Origin of the sequence: Halochromatium salexigens, assembly GCF_016653295.1 — a bacterium.
Taxonomy (GTDB): Bacteria; Pseudomonadota; Gammaproteobacteria; order Chromatiales; family Chromatiaceae; genus Lamprobacter; species Lamprobacter salexigens.
The window spans coordinates 16,958-30,378 of the sequence record NZ_NHSF01000061.1; the positions used below are offsets into that span (position 1 = coordinate 16,958).

The window sequence follows — 13,421 nt, forward strand, 5'->3', positions numbered from 1 at the left end:
TCAAGGCGTCAACGGCCACCGGGTCCAGCCGGTGCTCTGCTTCCAGCCCGCGCGTAGATAGGCCATCGGGCGCAGCGGCAGGGGCAGTTCCTCGATATCGAGCGAGGCGCGCAGATGCACCTCATAGGCCTGCTGCGGGTCGAGATGGTGCGCGCTGATCAGATGGAGGTCGTTCAGCTCGCCCAGGGCGGCGATCGCGGCCTGGCGCGTGACGAAGATGCGCCCATCCTCGCTCGGCAGGCGTGAGACCAGGTACCGTTCGGACAGGGGCTTGTAGCGGATGCGGTACCTGAGGCGCCGATCGACCAGGCTTTCGTCCCAGATCCAGGCGCCTTGCTCGCGCACTTGCAGATGCACCTGGATGGTCAAGGGCACGCCGTTCTCCAGCGCCTCCAGCGCACGCTCGCTGAAGCGATAGTCGATCTCGGCCGAGAGGATATGCTTGCCGTCGACCCGGCGGGTCTTGGCATCGATGACATGGAAGCCGTCCGCCGCGCGCGCCATCGGGCTCGGCAGTAGATTCAAGACCAGTGACAAGGTCAGCGCGACGCAGGCGAGCAGCGCCGGCGGCCAGCGCCAAGGGCGGGCTCGGGCTCGGACTCGGATCATTGCTTCAGCAGGCGGGCGAAGTAGAACCCGTCCGGTCCCGCGTCAGTGGGCAGCAGTTGTCGCCCATGGGCACGCGCGATGCCCAGGCTGGTGGGCAGCGGTGACTCGACGGCATCGCGCTGGCGGGCGAGGAAGCCGGCGATCTGGGCCTCGTTCTCCTCGGGCAGGAGCGAGCAGGTCAGGTAGAGCAGGCAGCCACCCGGCTGCAGCAGGGGCCAGAGCGCATCCAGCATGCGGGCCTGGGTGTCGACCAGGGGACCGATGTCGGCCTCGCGGCGTAGCCGTTTGATATCGGGATGGCGGCGGATCACGCCGGTGGCCGAGCAAGGGGCATCGAGCAGGATGCGCTGATAGGGGGCGTCGGCCCAGGCCGGGTCTGGTCGTGTGGCATCACCCACCATGATCCGAGCCTCCAGCCCCAGACGCGCACAGGTCGTGCGCACGGCCTCGAGCCGCTCGGTGCTGGCGTCGATCGCGGTCAGCGCGAGCCGGCCGTGCGCCTGTTCGAGCAGATGGGCGCTCTTACCGCCAGGGGCCGCGCAGGCATCGAGCACGCGCTCGCCAGGCTGTGGGCAGAGCAGCGGTGCCGCCCATTGCGCCCCGGCATCCTGCACCGAGACCAGCCCCTCGCTGAAGCCCGGTAGCGCCTGGGCAGCGATGGGCCGCGCCAAACGCAAGGCCTGCGGCTGGTCCGCGAGCGTCTGCGCCTCGATCTCGGCCGCGCTCAGCCGCGCCGCGTATTCAGCTGGGTTCGCGCGCAGGGTGTTGACGCGCAGGAACATCGGCGCGCGGCCCTGACTGGCGGTGACGATCGCTTCCCAGTCCTCGGGCCAGGCCACGCGCAGGCGGCGCAACAGCCAGGTCGGCATCAGCCAGCGCGCGGCCTCATCACGCTCGGCCAGGGCGAGCAGTTCAGGGCCTTCGCGTTGAAAGCGGCGCAGGCTCGCGTTGACCAGACCCACCGCGCGGGGGCGCTGCAACAGCCGCGTCGCGGCAACGGTGGCCGAGACTGCGGCATGATCCGGGATGCGAAGGGCGATCAGCTGATAGAGTCCGATCATCAGCAGGGAGCCGATGATGCGATCGTTCGGCTTCAGCGGGCGTTGCAGCAGGTGCTTGGTCAGCGCTTCCAGGCGCGGTAACAGCCGCAAGGCGCCGAAGGTCAGCTCGCTCAACAGGGCCTCGTCGCGCGCGTCCGCTGGCGTTGCGCTCGCCGCGAGAGCGTCGGTCAGGGAGCGGCCCTCGGCGCGCACCGCGTGCAGCACCCTGGCCGCTTGCGCGCGCACCGCCGCCCCGCTGGGCGCGGGCTGAGTGTGTGCGTTAGCCAAGCAGGATGCCATCGACGGCATGCGCGCGCGCATAGTCGGCGGCGCTGATCGGGCGCTTGCCCGGGGCTTGGAGGCGCTCGATGCGCAGCACGCCATCGCCGGTGGCGACCTCGATGCCATCACTGCTGCTGCCGAGCACGGTGCCGGGGAGGGGCTGACCTGTCGTGTCGGCGGCGAGCCGCGCCCCGGCCTCGCCGGCCGCCAGTGGACTCGCTTCCCAGAGGCGCAGGGTCTCGCCTTGACAATGGGTCTGCGCCACTGGCCAGGGCTCGAAGGCACGGATCTGGCGGTCGATCTCGAGCGCCGAGCGCCGCCAGTCGATCATCGCCTCGCGCTTGTCCAGTTTGCTCGCATAGGTGGCCGCGTCATGGTCTTGCGGCTGCGGCGTCAGGGATTGGTCGCAAATCGCCGGCAGGCTGTCGAGCAACAGCTTGGCGCCGATGGCGGCGAGTCGATCATGCAGGCTGCCGCCGGTCTCGCGCGGGCCGATGCGGGTGCGCTGCGTCGCATAGACCGGGCCTGTGTCGAGCCCTTGCTCCATGTGCATCAGGCTGATGCCGGTGTACTCGTCACCTGCGGCGATGGCGCGCTGAATCGGCGCCGCGCCGCGCCAGCGCGGCAACAGCGAGGCATGGATGTTGAGACAGCCAAGGCGCGGGCAGGCGAGGATGGTCGCCGGCAGGATGAGGCCGTAGGCGGCGACCACCATCAGGTCGGGCGACAAGGCCTGCATCTGCTCGAGGGCGGCGGCGCTCTTGAGGCTCGGCGGTTGCAACACCGGAATGTCGGCATCGAGCGCGACCTGCTTGACCGGGCCGCTGGCGGTCTTACGGCCGCGACCCGCTGGACGATCGGGCTGGGTATAGACCGCGACCACCGTCCAGTCGGCGGCGATCAAGGCGCTCAAGGCGGGCACCGCGAAGGTCGGTGTGCCGGCGAAGAGGATGCGAGGGGATTCCAGAGGGGCTTCCATCAGTGGCTCCGGTGCGGCTGACGGCCCGCGGTCATCAGATGGCTTTGCGTTCGCTGGCGGAGGTGGCGGGCTGGGATGCGCGTTGCTCCTTTTCCAGCTTCTTGCGGATGCGCTGGCGCTTGAGCGAGGAGATGTGATCGACGAACAAGCGCCCATCGAGATGGTCGATCTCGTGCTGGATACAGACCGCGAGCAGGCCATCGGCTTCGAGTTCGAAGGGCTCGCCCTCGGGGTTCAGTGCCCGCACGCGCACGCGCTCGGCACGCTTGACGGTCTCGAAGTAACCAGGCACCGAGAGGCAGCCCTCGTCCATCTCCTCTTCGCCTTCGCGCTCGAGGATCTCGGGGTTGATCAGACAGAGCGGGTCCGAGTGTTCCTCGGAAATGTCGATCACGATCACCCGTTGGGGGACATTGACCTGGATCGCGGCCAGGCCGATGCCGGGTGCGGCATACATGGTCTCGAGCATGTCGCTGACCAGCTGGCGCGTGCTGTCGTCGACCTGCGCGACTGGCTCCGCGGTGCTTCGCAGGCGCGCGTCGGGGAAGGTGAGGATATCGAGTAAGGCCATAACACTATCAGGGGCGTCGGTCGGCTCCCGGGCGGGGCCAAGGGGACGGGTCGAGCATGAGGCGCTCGCGCTTGGACACGCCGCTCGAGGCGCGCACGGGGCCGAACAAAAAACGTCGGGATTACATTGCGATGATACCCTATTGTACAAGCCTGCTGTGAGCGCATGTCAGTGTGCCACCAGTGCGGGTCAAGATCACTGAGGGCAACGAACGCCATGCCGCTGCGCGCGATCAGCAGCGCCGAGGCTCACAGGCTCGAGGCCGGGCGCCTCAATGCGCTCAAGACAATAGGATGAGGCCATGAAACAGAATCGATGATGTCGACGCTGCTGTGTGCAATCCGGTTCCTTGCGTGCGCTGGTTCCCGCGTTGGGCCCTACGTTGGACCTCGCGTTGGACGCATGGTGCTCGTCGAGCTGGTCATGACGGCCTGCTCGCCGTTGCTTGCGGCACCGGCAGCATCGGCACCGGTGGCACTGCAGCCGAACGCCCCCGAAGTCTACCAGGTTCGCCCCGGCGACAGCCTGTGGGGGATCGCCGGGCGTTTCCTGCGTGATCCCTGGCGCTGGCCTGAAATCTGGGAGGGCAATCCCGAGGTCGCGGACCCGAACCTCATCTATCCGGGGGATCGACTCCTGCTCGATACCAGCCGTCCTAGCCGGCCGCGTGTGCGCCACGCCACGGCCGCCTCGGACGGCATGCGCGTGATGAAGCTGTCGCCACGCGTGCGGATCACCACGCTGGACGCGGCGGTGCCAACTATCCCGATCGATGCCATCGAACCATTCCTGTCGCGGTCCTGGGTCGCCGATTCGCGCGCGCTCGAGGAAGCGCCCTCTGTGGTCGGTTTTCCGCGCGAGCGCCTCCTGGTCGCGACCGGTGATCGCCTCTTCGTGCGCCCGATCCACGAAGCGCCAGCGGACAGATACGAGATCCTGCGCCCAGGTGAGGCCTTGCGCGATCCGGTCACTCAAGACGTGCTCGGTTACCCAGCGCGCTTCGTGGCCGAGGCGCGCTTGGGGCGGGCGGGCGACCCGGCGGTCTTGTTGGTGACCAATGCCATCATGCCGGTGCGCAGGGGTGATCGCGTGCGTCCGTTGCGCAGCGACACGGTCGCGCTTCGCCCCTTCCTGCCGCGGCCGGCACCGGCTGGGCTGAAGGGGCATCTCATCGCGGTGCTCGATGACGTCACGCGCATCGGCCAGTACGATCACGTGGTGCTCGATCGCGGTGCACGCCAAGGGGTGGAGAGCGGACAGGTGTTCGCGGTCTATGACGGTGGTGAGGTAAGCGATGGCGGCGCCTACAGCGTGCCCGACTCCCAGGTCGGGATCATCCTGGTGTTCCGGGTCTTCGAGCGCGTCAGCGTTGGGCTGGTGATGCGGGCCCATCAGGCGTTGCGCGTCGGCCAGAGGGTCGCGGCACCCCATGGACATTGAGCCCATGGACGAGACCGATCTCACCGCCTGGCTGACCCTGGTGTCGACGCCGGGACTGGGTCCGCGCCGGATCGCCAAGCTGTTGGCCGCGTTCGGCAGCGCCGAGGCGGCCTGCGCCGCGCCGACCTCGGCCTTGCGCTCGCTCGGGCTGAGCGAGCCGATGCTCGCGGCGCTGCGCGCGCCGGATGCGGCCGCCATCTCGGCGTCCCTGCGCTGGGCCGAGCAGGCCGAGGCGCACATCCTGACGCTGGCTGATTCTGCCTATCCGCCACGCCTGGCTGAACTGCCCTCGGCGCCGCCGCTGCTGTTCGTGTGCGGTGATCTGGCGCTGCTGTGCGAGCCGCAGCTCGCCATCGTCGGCAGCCGCAACCCTACCGCAGGCGGGGTGCAGACCACGCGCGCCTTCGCCGCGCATCTGGCGGGACTGGGGTTGGTGATCACCAGTGGCATGGCCCTGGGCGTGGATGCGGCGGCGCATCTGGGCGCGCTGGAGACGGGCCGCACCATCGCCGTGCTCGGTACCGGACCGGATCGGGTCTACCCCGCCGCCCACCGCGAGCTGGCCCATCGGATCAGCAGCGAGGGCGCGCTGGTCAGTGAATTCATGCCCGGCGTTGGACCGCAGGCGAGTCATTTTCCGCGCCGCAATCGGACCATCAGCGGTCTCAGCCTGGGCACCCTGGTGACCGAGGCGGCACCGCGCAGCGGCTCCCTGATCACCGCCCGCTATGCAGCCGAGCAGGGGCGCGAGGTGTTTGCGATTCCCGGCTCGATCCACAATCCCTTGGCGCGTGGCTGTCATGCGCTGATCCGCGAGGGCGCCAAGCTGATCGACAGCGTCGATCAGCTGCTCGAAGAACTGGCGCCACAACTACAGTCTTATCTGGCCCAGCCTGCCGAGTCCGCACAGTCTGCCCAGCCCGCTGAGTCCGCTGATTCCAGGCCCTCGCGGCCGCCGGCCAAAGCCGGACAGTCATCGCACCGATCATCCGCGACGCCGACGGCGACACCGGCAGGCGTCGATTCGGAGACAACGGCAGACCTCGATCCGGACTATGCCCGCCTCCTCGAGAGCATGGGCCAAGATCCGGTCGCGCCCGATGAACTGGTAGCGCGCACCGGCTTCTCGGCGCAGGCGGTCTCCTCGATGTTGTTGCTCCTCGAGTTGCAGGGCCATGTATCATGCTTAGCGGGCGGACGGTACTGCCGCCACTTCGGCGCGTAATGGCTGAGGCTTGTGACTCCATCCGAGGACTCTGAATGTACGACAACATGGTCGATGTCCTGATCTATCTCTTCGAGAACTACATGAGCGGTGAGGCCATGCCACCGGAAGAGCATGGCGAACTGGAAGAGGAACTGACCAGCGCCGGCTTCACCAACAACGAGGTGGCGCAGGCGCTGACCTGGCTCGACGATCTGGCGCAGCGCATGGAGCACAGCGATGATCGCCCGCATGATCACGGTGCGATGCGCATCTACACCACCGCCGAGGAGACCAAGTTGGACCTCGAAGCGCGCGGGCTGCTGCTGTTCTTGGAGCAGAACGGCATCCTCGATCCGCTCAGCCGCGAGCTGGTGATCGATCGCGCCATCGCCATCGAGCAGGCTGCCGTCTCGACGGATGAACTCAAATGGGTGGTGCTGCTGGTGCTGATGAATCGTCCCGGGCAGGAAGACGCCTTCACCCAAATGGAAGAACTCATCTACGGCGACGAGCCCGCCTACCTGCACTAGCGCACCGACGGCGAGCACGACGGCACGAGATCTCTGCGGCATCGACCTTGACGTAGGGGGCGCTGATCGTATCTCCTAGCGCTCCATTTCAGCGCATTGGCATGACTGTATGAATCTCGTCGTCGTCGAGTCGCCCGCCAAGGCGAAGACCATCAAGAAGTATCTGGGGCCGGACTTTGACGTCGTGGCCTCCTACGGACACGTGCGTGACCTGATCCCCAAGGAGGGCGCGGTCGATCCCGAGCACGGCTTCGAGATGAAGTACCAGATCATCGAGCGCAACGAGAAGCACGTCCAGGCCATCTCGAAGAAGCTCAAGACCGCCACGGCGCTCTATCTCGCGACCGACCCCGACCGCGAGGGCGAGGCGATCTCCTGGCATCTCTATGAGCTGCTGCTCAAACGCCACCAAATCGGCGAGCGCCCGGTCTATCGGGTCGTCTTCAACGAGATCACCAAGCGCGCCGTCAATGAGGCCGTGGCCCATCCGCGCGAACTCTCCTACGATCTCGTGAATGCCCAGCAGGCACGACGGGCACTCGATTACCTCGTCGGTTTCAACCTCTCGCCACTGCTGTGGAAAAAAGTCCGCCGCGGGCTCTCCGCCGGGCGCGTGCAGAGCCCGGCACTGCGCCTGATCGTCGAGCGCGAGCAGGAGATCGAGGCGTTCGAAAGCCGCGAGTACTGGACCGTCGAGGCCGATGCGGCCGATCAGGGCAAGACCTTCACCGCCAAGCTCGCCGAGTACGCTGGCCAAAAGGTCGAGCAGTTCACGATCACCGATGAGACCCGGGCGCGCGAGGTCGAGCAGAGGCTACTCGCGGCGGCCAACGGCACGCTGACGGTCGACAAGGTCGAGCGCAAGCAACGCAAGCGCCATCCGGCGCCGCCGTTCATCACCTCGACCCTGCAGCAGGAGGCGGCGCGCAAGCTCGGCTTCACCGCGCAACGCACCATGCGCACCGCGCAACAGCTCTATGAAGGCGTCGATATCGGCAGCGGCGCGGTGGGTCTCATCACCTACATGCGAACCGACTCGGTCAATCTCTCGCAGGAGGCGATCGACGAGCTACGGGGCTTCATCGCCGAGCGCTACGGCGCCGATCACCTGCCCCCACAGGCGCGGCTGTTCAAGACCAAGTCGAAGAACGCGCAGGAGGCGCATGAGGCGATTCGGCCCACCTCGATCGGCTATCAGCCAGAGCAGATCAAGGCCCATCTGACCAAGGACCAGGCCCGGCTCTACGAGCTGATCTGGAAGCGCACCCTCGCTTGCCAGATGGCCCATGCGCTCTTGAACCTGGTCTCGATCGATCTCGGCTGCGGGGAAGGCCATCGCTTCCGGGCGAGCGGCTCGACCATCGCCGAGCCTGGTTTCATGCGCGTCTATCTCGAGGGCCGCGATGATGTCAGCAGCGCCGATGACGACGAGGAGCGGATGCTGCCCGATCTCGAGCAGGGTCAGACGGTCGAACTGGTCGCCATCCGCCCCGAGCAGCACTTCACCGAGCCACCGCCGCGCTACTCCGAGGCCTCGCTGGTGAAGATGCTGGAAGAACTCGGCATCGGGCGGCCCTCGACCTATGCCTCGATCATCTCGACCCTGCAGGAGCGCGAGTACGTCGAACTTGAGAAGAAGCGCTTCACGCCGACCGATGTCGGGCGCATCGTCAACAAGTTCCTGACCGAGCATTTCACCTCCTACGTCGACTACGACTTCACCGCCCGGCTCGAAGACACCCTCGATGCCGTCTCGCGGGGTGAGGAGGAGTGGATTCCGCTGCTGGAGCAGTTTTGGAAACCCTTCAAGGAGCAGGTCGACTACACCCAGGAGCATGTCCAGCGCAGCGATGTCACCCAGGAGGCCATCGATGAGCAATGCCCCAAGTGTGGCGGACAGCTCGCCAAACGCCTCGGGCGTAATGGCTTCTTCATCGGCTGCTCCAAGTATCCAGACTGCGACTACACCCGCGACCTGAATGCCGAGAAGGGCGCTAGCGACGAGCCCGAGATCGTCGAAGGCAAGTCCTGCCCGGAGTGCGATTCACCACTGGCCGTGAAACGCGGCCGCTATGGCAAGTTCATCGGTTGCACCGCCTATCCCAAGTGCCGCTACATCGAGCCGCTCGAGAAACCCGAGGACACCGGCGTCGAATGTCCCAAGTGCAAGGCGGGCACCTTGCAGAAGAAGAAATCCCGGCGCGGCAAGATCTTCTATTCCTGCTCGACCTATCCGAAGTGCGATTACGCGGTTTGGAACGAGCCGCTCGCCGAGCCCTGCCCGAACTGCGGCTGGCCGGTGCTGACGCTCAAGGTCACCAAGTCCAAGGGTGCGCAGAAGGTCTGTCCGCAGAAGGAGTGCGGTTATAGCGCGCCGGCGGACGAGGACGGCGGATCGGACGGGCCGGATACCGATGCGAATAGCGCCCGCAGCAAGCCGGCACCTGAGCCGGTCGCCTGATGGCTAGCGGCGAAGCGGCATGAGAACCAGAACCATCGGTCCCTCACCGTTCGGCCTGCGGCGCGCGGCGCAGGCGATCGCCGCCGGCGAGGTGATCGCCTATCCGACCGAGGCCGTCTATGGGCTCGGCTGCGATCCGCTCGACGCCCGGGCGGTGCGGCGCATCCTCGCGATCAAGCGCCGCCCCGAGCACAAGGGATTGATCCTGATCGCCGCCGATCTCGACGCCTTATGGCCATTCATCCTGCCGCTGGCGCCGGCGCGCATGGCCGATATCGAGGCCTCCTGGCCGGGGCCGAACACCTGGCTGCTGCCGGCGCGACCCGATACGCCGACCTGGCTCACCGGGGCGCATGAAACCATCGCCGTGCGCATCCCCGACCATCCCATCGCCCGTGCCCTGTGCGCGGCTTGGGCCAGTGATGGTGGCGGTGCGTTGGTCTCGACCAGTGCCAACATTGCCGCCCGACCGCCGGCACGCACCGCGCTCGAGGTCCGCCACCGCCTGCCCAAAGGCCCGGACCTCATTCTCAATGCGCGTTGCGGCGGCAATCCCCGACCTTCCCTCATCCGCGATGCCCGCACAGGTCGCGTGCTGCGTCCCTGAATGGATGCGATGCCCTGCTGAGTTGTATCCAGCCGTTGCTGCCGATATCTGACGGATTATCCTGAAATCGCACATCCTGGAGCATTGCATGCCGATTTCCGAGGCCATGATCATCTCGCTGGTGGAGCGCGGCATCGTGCCCGATCCAATCATCCGTGCCGGTATTCGTCAGCGCCTGCGCAAGACCTTATCGGAGCTGCCGATGCACGATTGTGAGCGCGCCGCTGAGCACAAGGAGGCCTTCATCGCGATGCTGGACGACTCACCAGTGGCCGCCGTGCCGGAGCGTGCCAACGAGCAGCACTATGAGGTGCCGGCCGAGTTCTTCGCGACGGTTTTGGGGCCGCGCCGCAAGTACAGCAGCTGCTGGTGGCCAACCGGAGTCACCACCCTAGAACAGGCCGAAGAGGCATCATTGGCCGAAACAGCCCTCCGCGCCGGAGTCGATGCCGGCATGGACGTGCTCGAACTCGGCTGCGGCTGGGGCTCGTTCAGCCTCTGGGCCGCCGAGCAGTTCTCATCGAGCCGATTCACCGCCGTCTCCAACTCCAGCTCGCAGCGCGCCTACATCGAAGGCGAGGCCAAGCGTCGCGGGATCGAGAATCTCACTGTCATCACCGCCGATATGAACGCCTTCGCGATCGATCAGCGGTTCGATCGCATCGTCTCGCTGGAGATGTTCGAGCACATGCGCAACTGGCGCACCCTGTTCGCCCGCGTGCACGACTGGCTCGAGCCCGGCGGGCGCTTCTTCATGCACGTGTTCTGCCATCGCGACCATCCCTATCCCTACGAGGACACCGGGCCGGACGACTGGATGAGCCATTACTTCTTCGCCGGTGGCATCATGCCGAGCGATGATCTGCCGCTGCATTTCCAGCAACGGCTGCAGCTGGTCGATCGCTGGCGCTGGGACGGGCGGCACTACGAAAAGACCCTCAACGCCTGGCTGGCACGGATGGATACCGCGCGGGCCGAGGTCTGGCCGATCTTGGAAACCACCTACGGCAAGGATCAGGTCGGCACCTGGTGGATGCGCTGGCGCCTCTTTTTCATGGCGTGCGCCGAGCTGTTCGGGCTGCACCAGGGCCAGGAGTGGTACGTCGGGCACTACCTGTTCGAGCGTCCTGGGGCGGCCTGAAGGTCTGGTCTTTCCCCGTCAAAACACCAGGTTGAGCATCAGCAGCGAGACGACCAGGAACAGCACTGTCATGATGCCGCCGGCGCGCAGGTAGTCGGGCACGCGATAACCGCCGGGGCCCATGATCAGGGCATTGACCTGATGGGTCGGGATCAGGAACGAGTTCGAGGTGGCGATGCCGACCGTGAGCGCGAACACGGCCGGATTGGCACCCGCGCCAACGGCCATATTCACCGCCAGTGGCACCAGCAGCACGGTCGCGCCCACATTCGACATCACCAAGGTGAAGAGGGTCGCCAGGATCGCCAGCGCGGCCTGGATCATCCAGATCGGCACGTCGCCGAGCGCCGCCAGTGTCACCTGTGCGATCCAGGCCGCGGTACCCGAGGTCTCGACCGCGACGCCGAGCGGGATCAGCGAGGCGAGCAGGAAGACCGTCTTCCAGCTCACCGCCGCATAAGCCTCCTCGCTCGAGAGCACGCCGCTCAGGATCATGCCGACCGCGCCGGTCAGCAGCGCCACCGAGAGCATCAGATCGGTGAACAGCACCAGCCCCAGGGTCAGCGCGAAGAACAGCAAGGCCACCGGCAGCTTGTGCGGGCGCAGCTCCTCGTGTGGATACTCGGTGGTGACGATGACGAAATCGCGATTGCTCTCGAGCCGGACCAGATCCGTCCAGGCGGTATGCACCACCAGCGTATCGCCAGGCTTGAACGGTAGATCACGCACACCGCCGGTGGCATAGGTGAGGGTCTCGTCACCACGGCGGATGGCGAGCAACGAGAGTCCGTGGACCTTGCGCATGAAGAGATCGCGCGCCGATTTGCCGACCACCCCAGAGCCGGGCGGGATCACGATCTCGGCGATACCGGCCCGGTGTGCAGACAGCGCCTCGGCGAAGGTCTCGAGTTCAGGGCGGGTTTCGACCCCACTCTCGGCGACGAAGGTCGCCAAGCGCTCCTCGCCGCCCAGGATGCCGAGCAGCGTGCCCTGTTCGATGCCGAGACGACGATCGACGCCCGAGGCGCCGAAGCGCACCCCATCGCCCTTGTCGACGGCGATGATGCGCACCTTCCAGCGCCGCTCGATCGCGTCCACGCTGAGCCCGGCGAGCGGACTGGTCGCCGGAACCCGAACCTCGTGCACACTGAAGTCGCTGACGCCATAGGTCTCGGCATAGTAGGCCATCGGATCACCCGCCTGTAGGCGCTGATCGTTGGTGCGCGCGGGCAGCACGAAGCGGCCCGCGAGCACGAAATAGAGGATGCCGGTGGCGACCAGCGCCAGACCGATCGGTGTTACCGAGAACAGCCCAAAGGTCTCCATCCGCTGCTCCGATGGCAGGCCTTGATTGGCGGTCTTGATCAGATCATTGAGCAGGATCAGCGGACTCGAACCGACCATGGTGAGGGTGCCGCCGAGGATGGCGCAGAAACCCATCGGCATCAGCAGCCGCGACATCGGCAGATCGGTGCGCGCCGAGATGCGGCTGACCACCGGCAGGAACAGCGCCGCCGCGCCGACGTTCTGCATGAACGAGGAGATCACGCCGACCGTGCCCGAGATCAGCGGGATGATGCGCGCCTCGGTGCTGCCGCCGATGCGCAGGATGACACTCGCGACCCGCGTCATCAGCCCGGTCTTGTCCAGCGCGGCGCCGATGATCATCACCGCGATGATCGAGATCACTGCGTTCGAGGCGAAGCCATCGAACAGATCCTGGATCGGCACCAATCCGGCATCCAGGCCCATGAGGGGCGCCAACAAGGTGCTGAGTCCGAGCAGCACCAGGATGCTCAGCGCGGTGACATCGACCGCAACCACCTCGAACGCGAACAGGAACACGGTGAGCACCAGCACCGCCATCACCCAGGCGATCTCGAGCGAGGGCACCTGTGCGGCGAGCCAGATGGCGAAGAGGGTGAGCACCATGCCGGCGATGTCGACAACGGTGATCCCGTGTAGCAGTCTAGTCATGGAAAAACGCTCCGGATGTGACGCTGGAATCGCGTTGAAGCCCTGCGCGCTCTGGCCTAGTATTGGGCGAGCGCGCGTATGATGCGCGTCCACTAGCGTCGGTAGAACAGCCATGCATCCTGAGACGGCCTCGCGTGTTCGGCAAACCTGGGATCTCATCCTGCCGCAACGAAAAACGGTTTGCTGCGATTTCTATCAGCGCCTGTTCGCCCGTTACCCCGAGCTGCGCCCCCTGTTCAAGGCGGATATCGGTCAGCAGGCCGCTCTCTTCGTCACCATGATCAATACCGTGATCAGTGCGCTCGAGCATCCGCAACGGGTCCAACCCCTGGTCGAGACCCTCGGGGTGCGCCACGCCGAATACGGTGTGCAAGCCGCCGACTACGCGAAGTTCGAGGAGGTCCTGCTCGAGACGCTGAGCGAAGCGCTCGGCGATGCATTCGATGCCGATGCACGCGCGGCCTGGTGCGAGGTCTTCGAGCGCCTCTCGGCCACCATGCAGGCCGGCGCTGGCATCAGTGGTGCCGATGCCAATGGTACCAGTGTCGGCCATTGAGCCGGGTCGACACGGTGCCGG

The 13,421-nt window shown here is 66.3% G+C and carries 12 protein-coding genes; 7 read left to right on the forward strand and 5 right to left on the reverse strand.

Translation table 11 applies throughout. The features are described from left to right. Genes CCR82_RS12270 through def form a run of 4 tightly spaced genes read right to left on the reverse strand, consistent with a single transcriptional unit; the run spans position 1 to position 3,481 of the window. Positions 1-609 carry a DUF4390 domain-containing protein gene (locus CCR82_RS12270; RefSeq protein WP_242513446.1) on the reverse strand — a complete coding sequence of 203 codons (609 nt, stop codon included), beginning with the start codon at positions 607-609 and terminating at the stop codon, positions 1-3. Further along, positions 606-1,937 carry a 16S rRNA (cytosine(967)-C(5))-methyltransferase RsmB gene (rsmB, locus tag CCR82_RS12275; RefSeq protein WP_242513447.1) on the reverse strand — a complete coding sequence of 444 codons (1,332 nt, stop codon included), beginning with the start codon at positions 1,935-1,937 and terminating at the stop codon, positions 606-608. Before rsmB ends, CCR82_RS12270 begins: the two co-directional genes overlap by 4 nt. Then, on the reverse strand, positions 1,930-2,910 hold the full coding sequence (gene fmt / locus CCR82_RS12280; RefSeq protein WP_201246093.1) for a methionyl-tRNA formyltransferase: 981 nt from the start codon (positions 2,908-2,910) through the stop codon (positions 1,930-1,932). The genes rsmB and fmt overlap by 8 nt, the downstream gene beginning before the upstream one ends. A gap of 34 nt (positions 2,911-2,944) precedes the next feature. Continuing rightward, positions 2,945-3,481, reverse strand: coding sequence for a peptide deformylase (gene def, locus CCR82_RS12285; RefSeq protein WP_201246094.1), 537 nt, complete (start codon positions 3,479-3,481; stop codon positions 2,945-2,947). Between the two features lie 402 nt (positions 3,482-3,883). Between def and CCR82_RS12290 the strand changes: the two genes are divergently transcribed. The 6 genes from CCR82_RS12290 to CCR82_RS12315 all read left to right on the forward strand — a co-directional run bounded on the left by CCR82_RS12290 (position 3,884) and on the right by CCR82_RS12315 (position 10,867). Beyond that, positions 3,884-4,921, forward strand: coding sequence for a LysM peptidoglycan-binding domain-containing protein (locus tag CCR82_RS12290; protein ID WP_201246095.1), 1,038 nt, complete (start codon positions 3,884-3,886; stop codon positions 4,919-4,921). Beyond that, a complete protein-coding gene (gene dprA, locus CCR82_RS12295) occupies positions 4,911-6,146 on the forward strand; it encodes a DNA-processing protein DprA (RefSeq protein ID WP_242513448.1) in 1,236 nt (411 codons plus the stop codon). Before CCR82_RS12290 ends, dprA begins: the two co-directional genes overlap by 11 nt. A gap of 35 nt (positions 6,147-6,181) precedes the next feature. Next, positions 6,182-6,658, forward strand: coding sequence for a Smg family protein (locus CCR82_RS12300; RefSeq protein ID WP_201246096.1), 477 nt, complete (start codon positions 6,182-6,184; stop codon positions 6,656-6,658). 109 nt (positions 6,659-6,767) lie between these two features. Beyond that, the gene (gene topA, locus CCR82_RS12305) at positions 6,768-9,119 is read left to right on the forward strand and encodes a type I DNA topoisomerase (protein WP_201246097.1); all 2,352 of its coding nucleotides are present in this window, start codon (positions 6,768-6,770) and stop codon (positions 9,117-9,119) included. 19 nt (positions 9,120-9,138) lie between these two features. After that, positions 9,139-9,726 carry an L-threonylcarbamoyladenylate synthase type 1 TsaC gene (tsaC, locus tag CCR82_RS12310; protein WP_201246098.1) on the forward strand — a complete coding sequence of 196 codons (588 nt, stop codon included), beginning with the start codon at positions 9,139-9,141 and terminating at the stop codon, positions 9,724-9,726. Positions 9,727-9,814: 88 nt separating this feature from the next. Continuing rightward, positions 9,815-10,867, forward strand: a complete 1,053-nt coding sequence (locus CCR82_RS12315) for a cyclopropane-fatty-acyl-phospholipid synthase family protein (protein ID WP_242513449.1) — start codon at positions 9,815-9,817, stop codon at positions 10,865-10,867. 18 nt (positions 10,868-10,885) lie between these two features. On the opposite strand, the gene CCR82_RS12320 is transcribed toward CCR82_RS12315, so the two are convergent. Then, on the reverse strand, positions 10,886-12,844 hold the full coding sequence (locus CCR82_RS12320) for an SLC13 family permease (protein ID WP_201246099.1): 1,959 nt from the start codon (positions 12,842-12,844) through the stop codon (positions 10,886-10,888). Between the two features lie 112 nt (positions 12,845-12,956). Between CCR82_RS12320 and CCR82_RS12325 the strand changes: the two genes are divergently transcribed. Further along, a complete protein-coding gene (locus tag CCR82_RS12325; protein ID WP_201246100.1) occupies positions 12,957-13,400 on the forward strand; it encodes a globin domain-containing protein in 444 nt (147 codons plus the stop codon). Positions 13,401-13,421 lie beyond the last annotated feature (21 nt).

Coding starts and splice junctions, on each gene's coding strand:
- CCR82_RS12320 (WP_201246099.1), bottom strand. CDS start 12,844: ATGACTAGACTGCTACACGGGATCACCGTTGTCGACATCGCCGGCATG.
- CCR82_RS12290 (WP_201246095.1), top strand. CDS start 3,884: ATGGTGCTCGTCGAGCTGGTCATGACGGCCTGCTCGCCGTTGCTTGCG.
- CCR82_RS12325 (WP_201246100.1), top strand. CDS start 12,957: ATGCATCCTGAGACGGCCTCGCGTGTTCGGCAAACCTGGGATCTCATC.
- topA (WP_201246097.1), top strand. CDS start 6,768: ATGAATCTCGTCGTCGTCGAGTCGCCCGCCAAGGCGAAGACCATCAAG.
- CCR82_RS12315 (WP_242513449.1), top strand. CDS start 9,815: ATGCCGATTTCCGAGGCCATGATCATCTCGCTGGTGGAGCGCGGCATC.
- def (WP_201246094.1), bottom strand. CDS start 3,481: ATGGCCTTACTCGATATCCTCACCTTCCCCGACGCGCGCCTGCGAAGC.
- fmt (WP_201246093.1), bottom strand. CDS start 2,910: ATGGAAGCCCCTCTGGAATCCCCTCGCATCCTCTTCGCCGGCACACCG.
- CCR82_RS12270 (WP_242513446.1), bottom strand. CDS start 609: ATGATCCGAGTCCGAGCCCGAGCCCGCCCTTGGCGCTGGCCGCCGGCG.
- CCR82_RS12300 (WP_201246096.1), top strand. CDS start 6,182: ATGTACGACAACATGGTCGATGTCCTGATCTATCTCTTCGAGAACTAC.
- tsaC (WP_201246098.1), top strand. CDS start 9,139: ATGAGAACCAGAACCATCGGTCCCTCACCGTTCGGCCTGCGGCGCGCG.
- dprA (WP_242513448.1), top strand. CDS start 4,911: ATGGACATTGAGCCCATGGACGAGACCGATCTCACCGCCTGGCTGACC.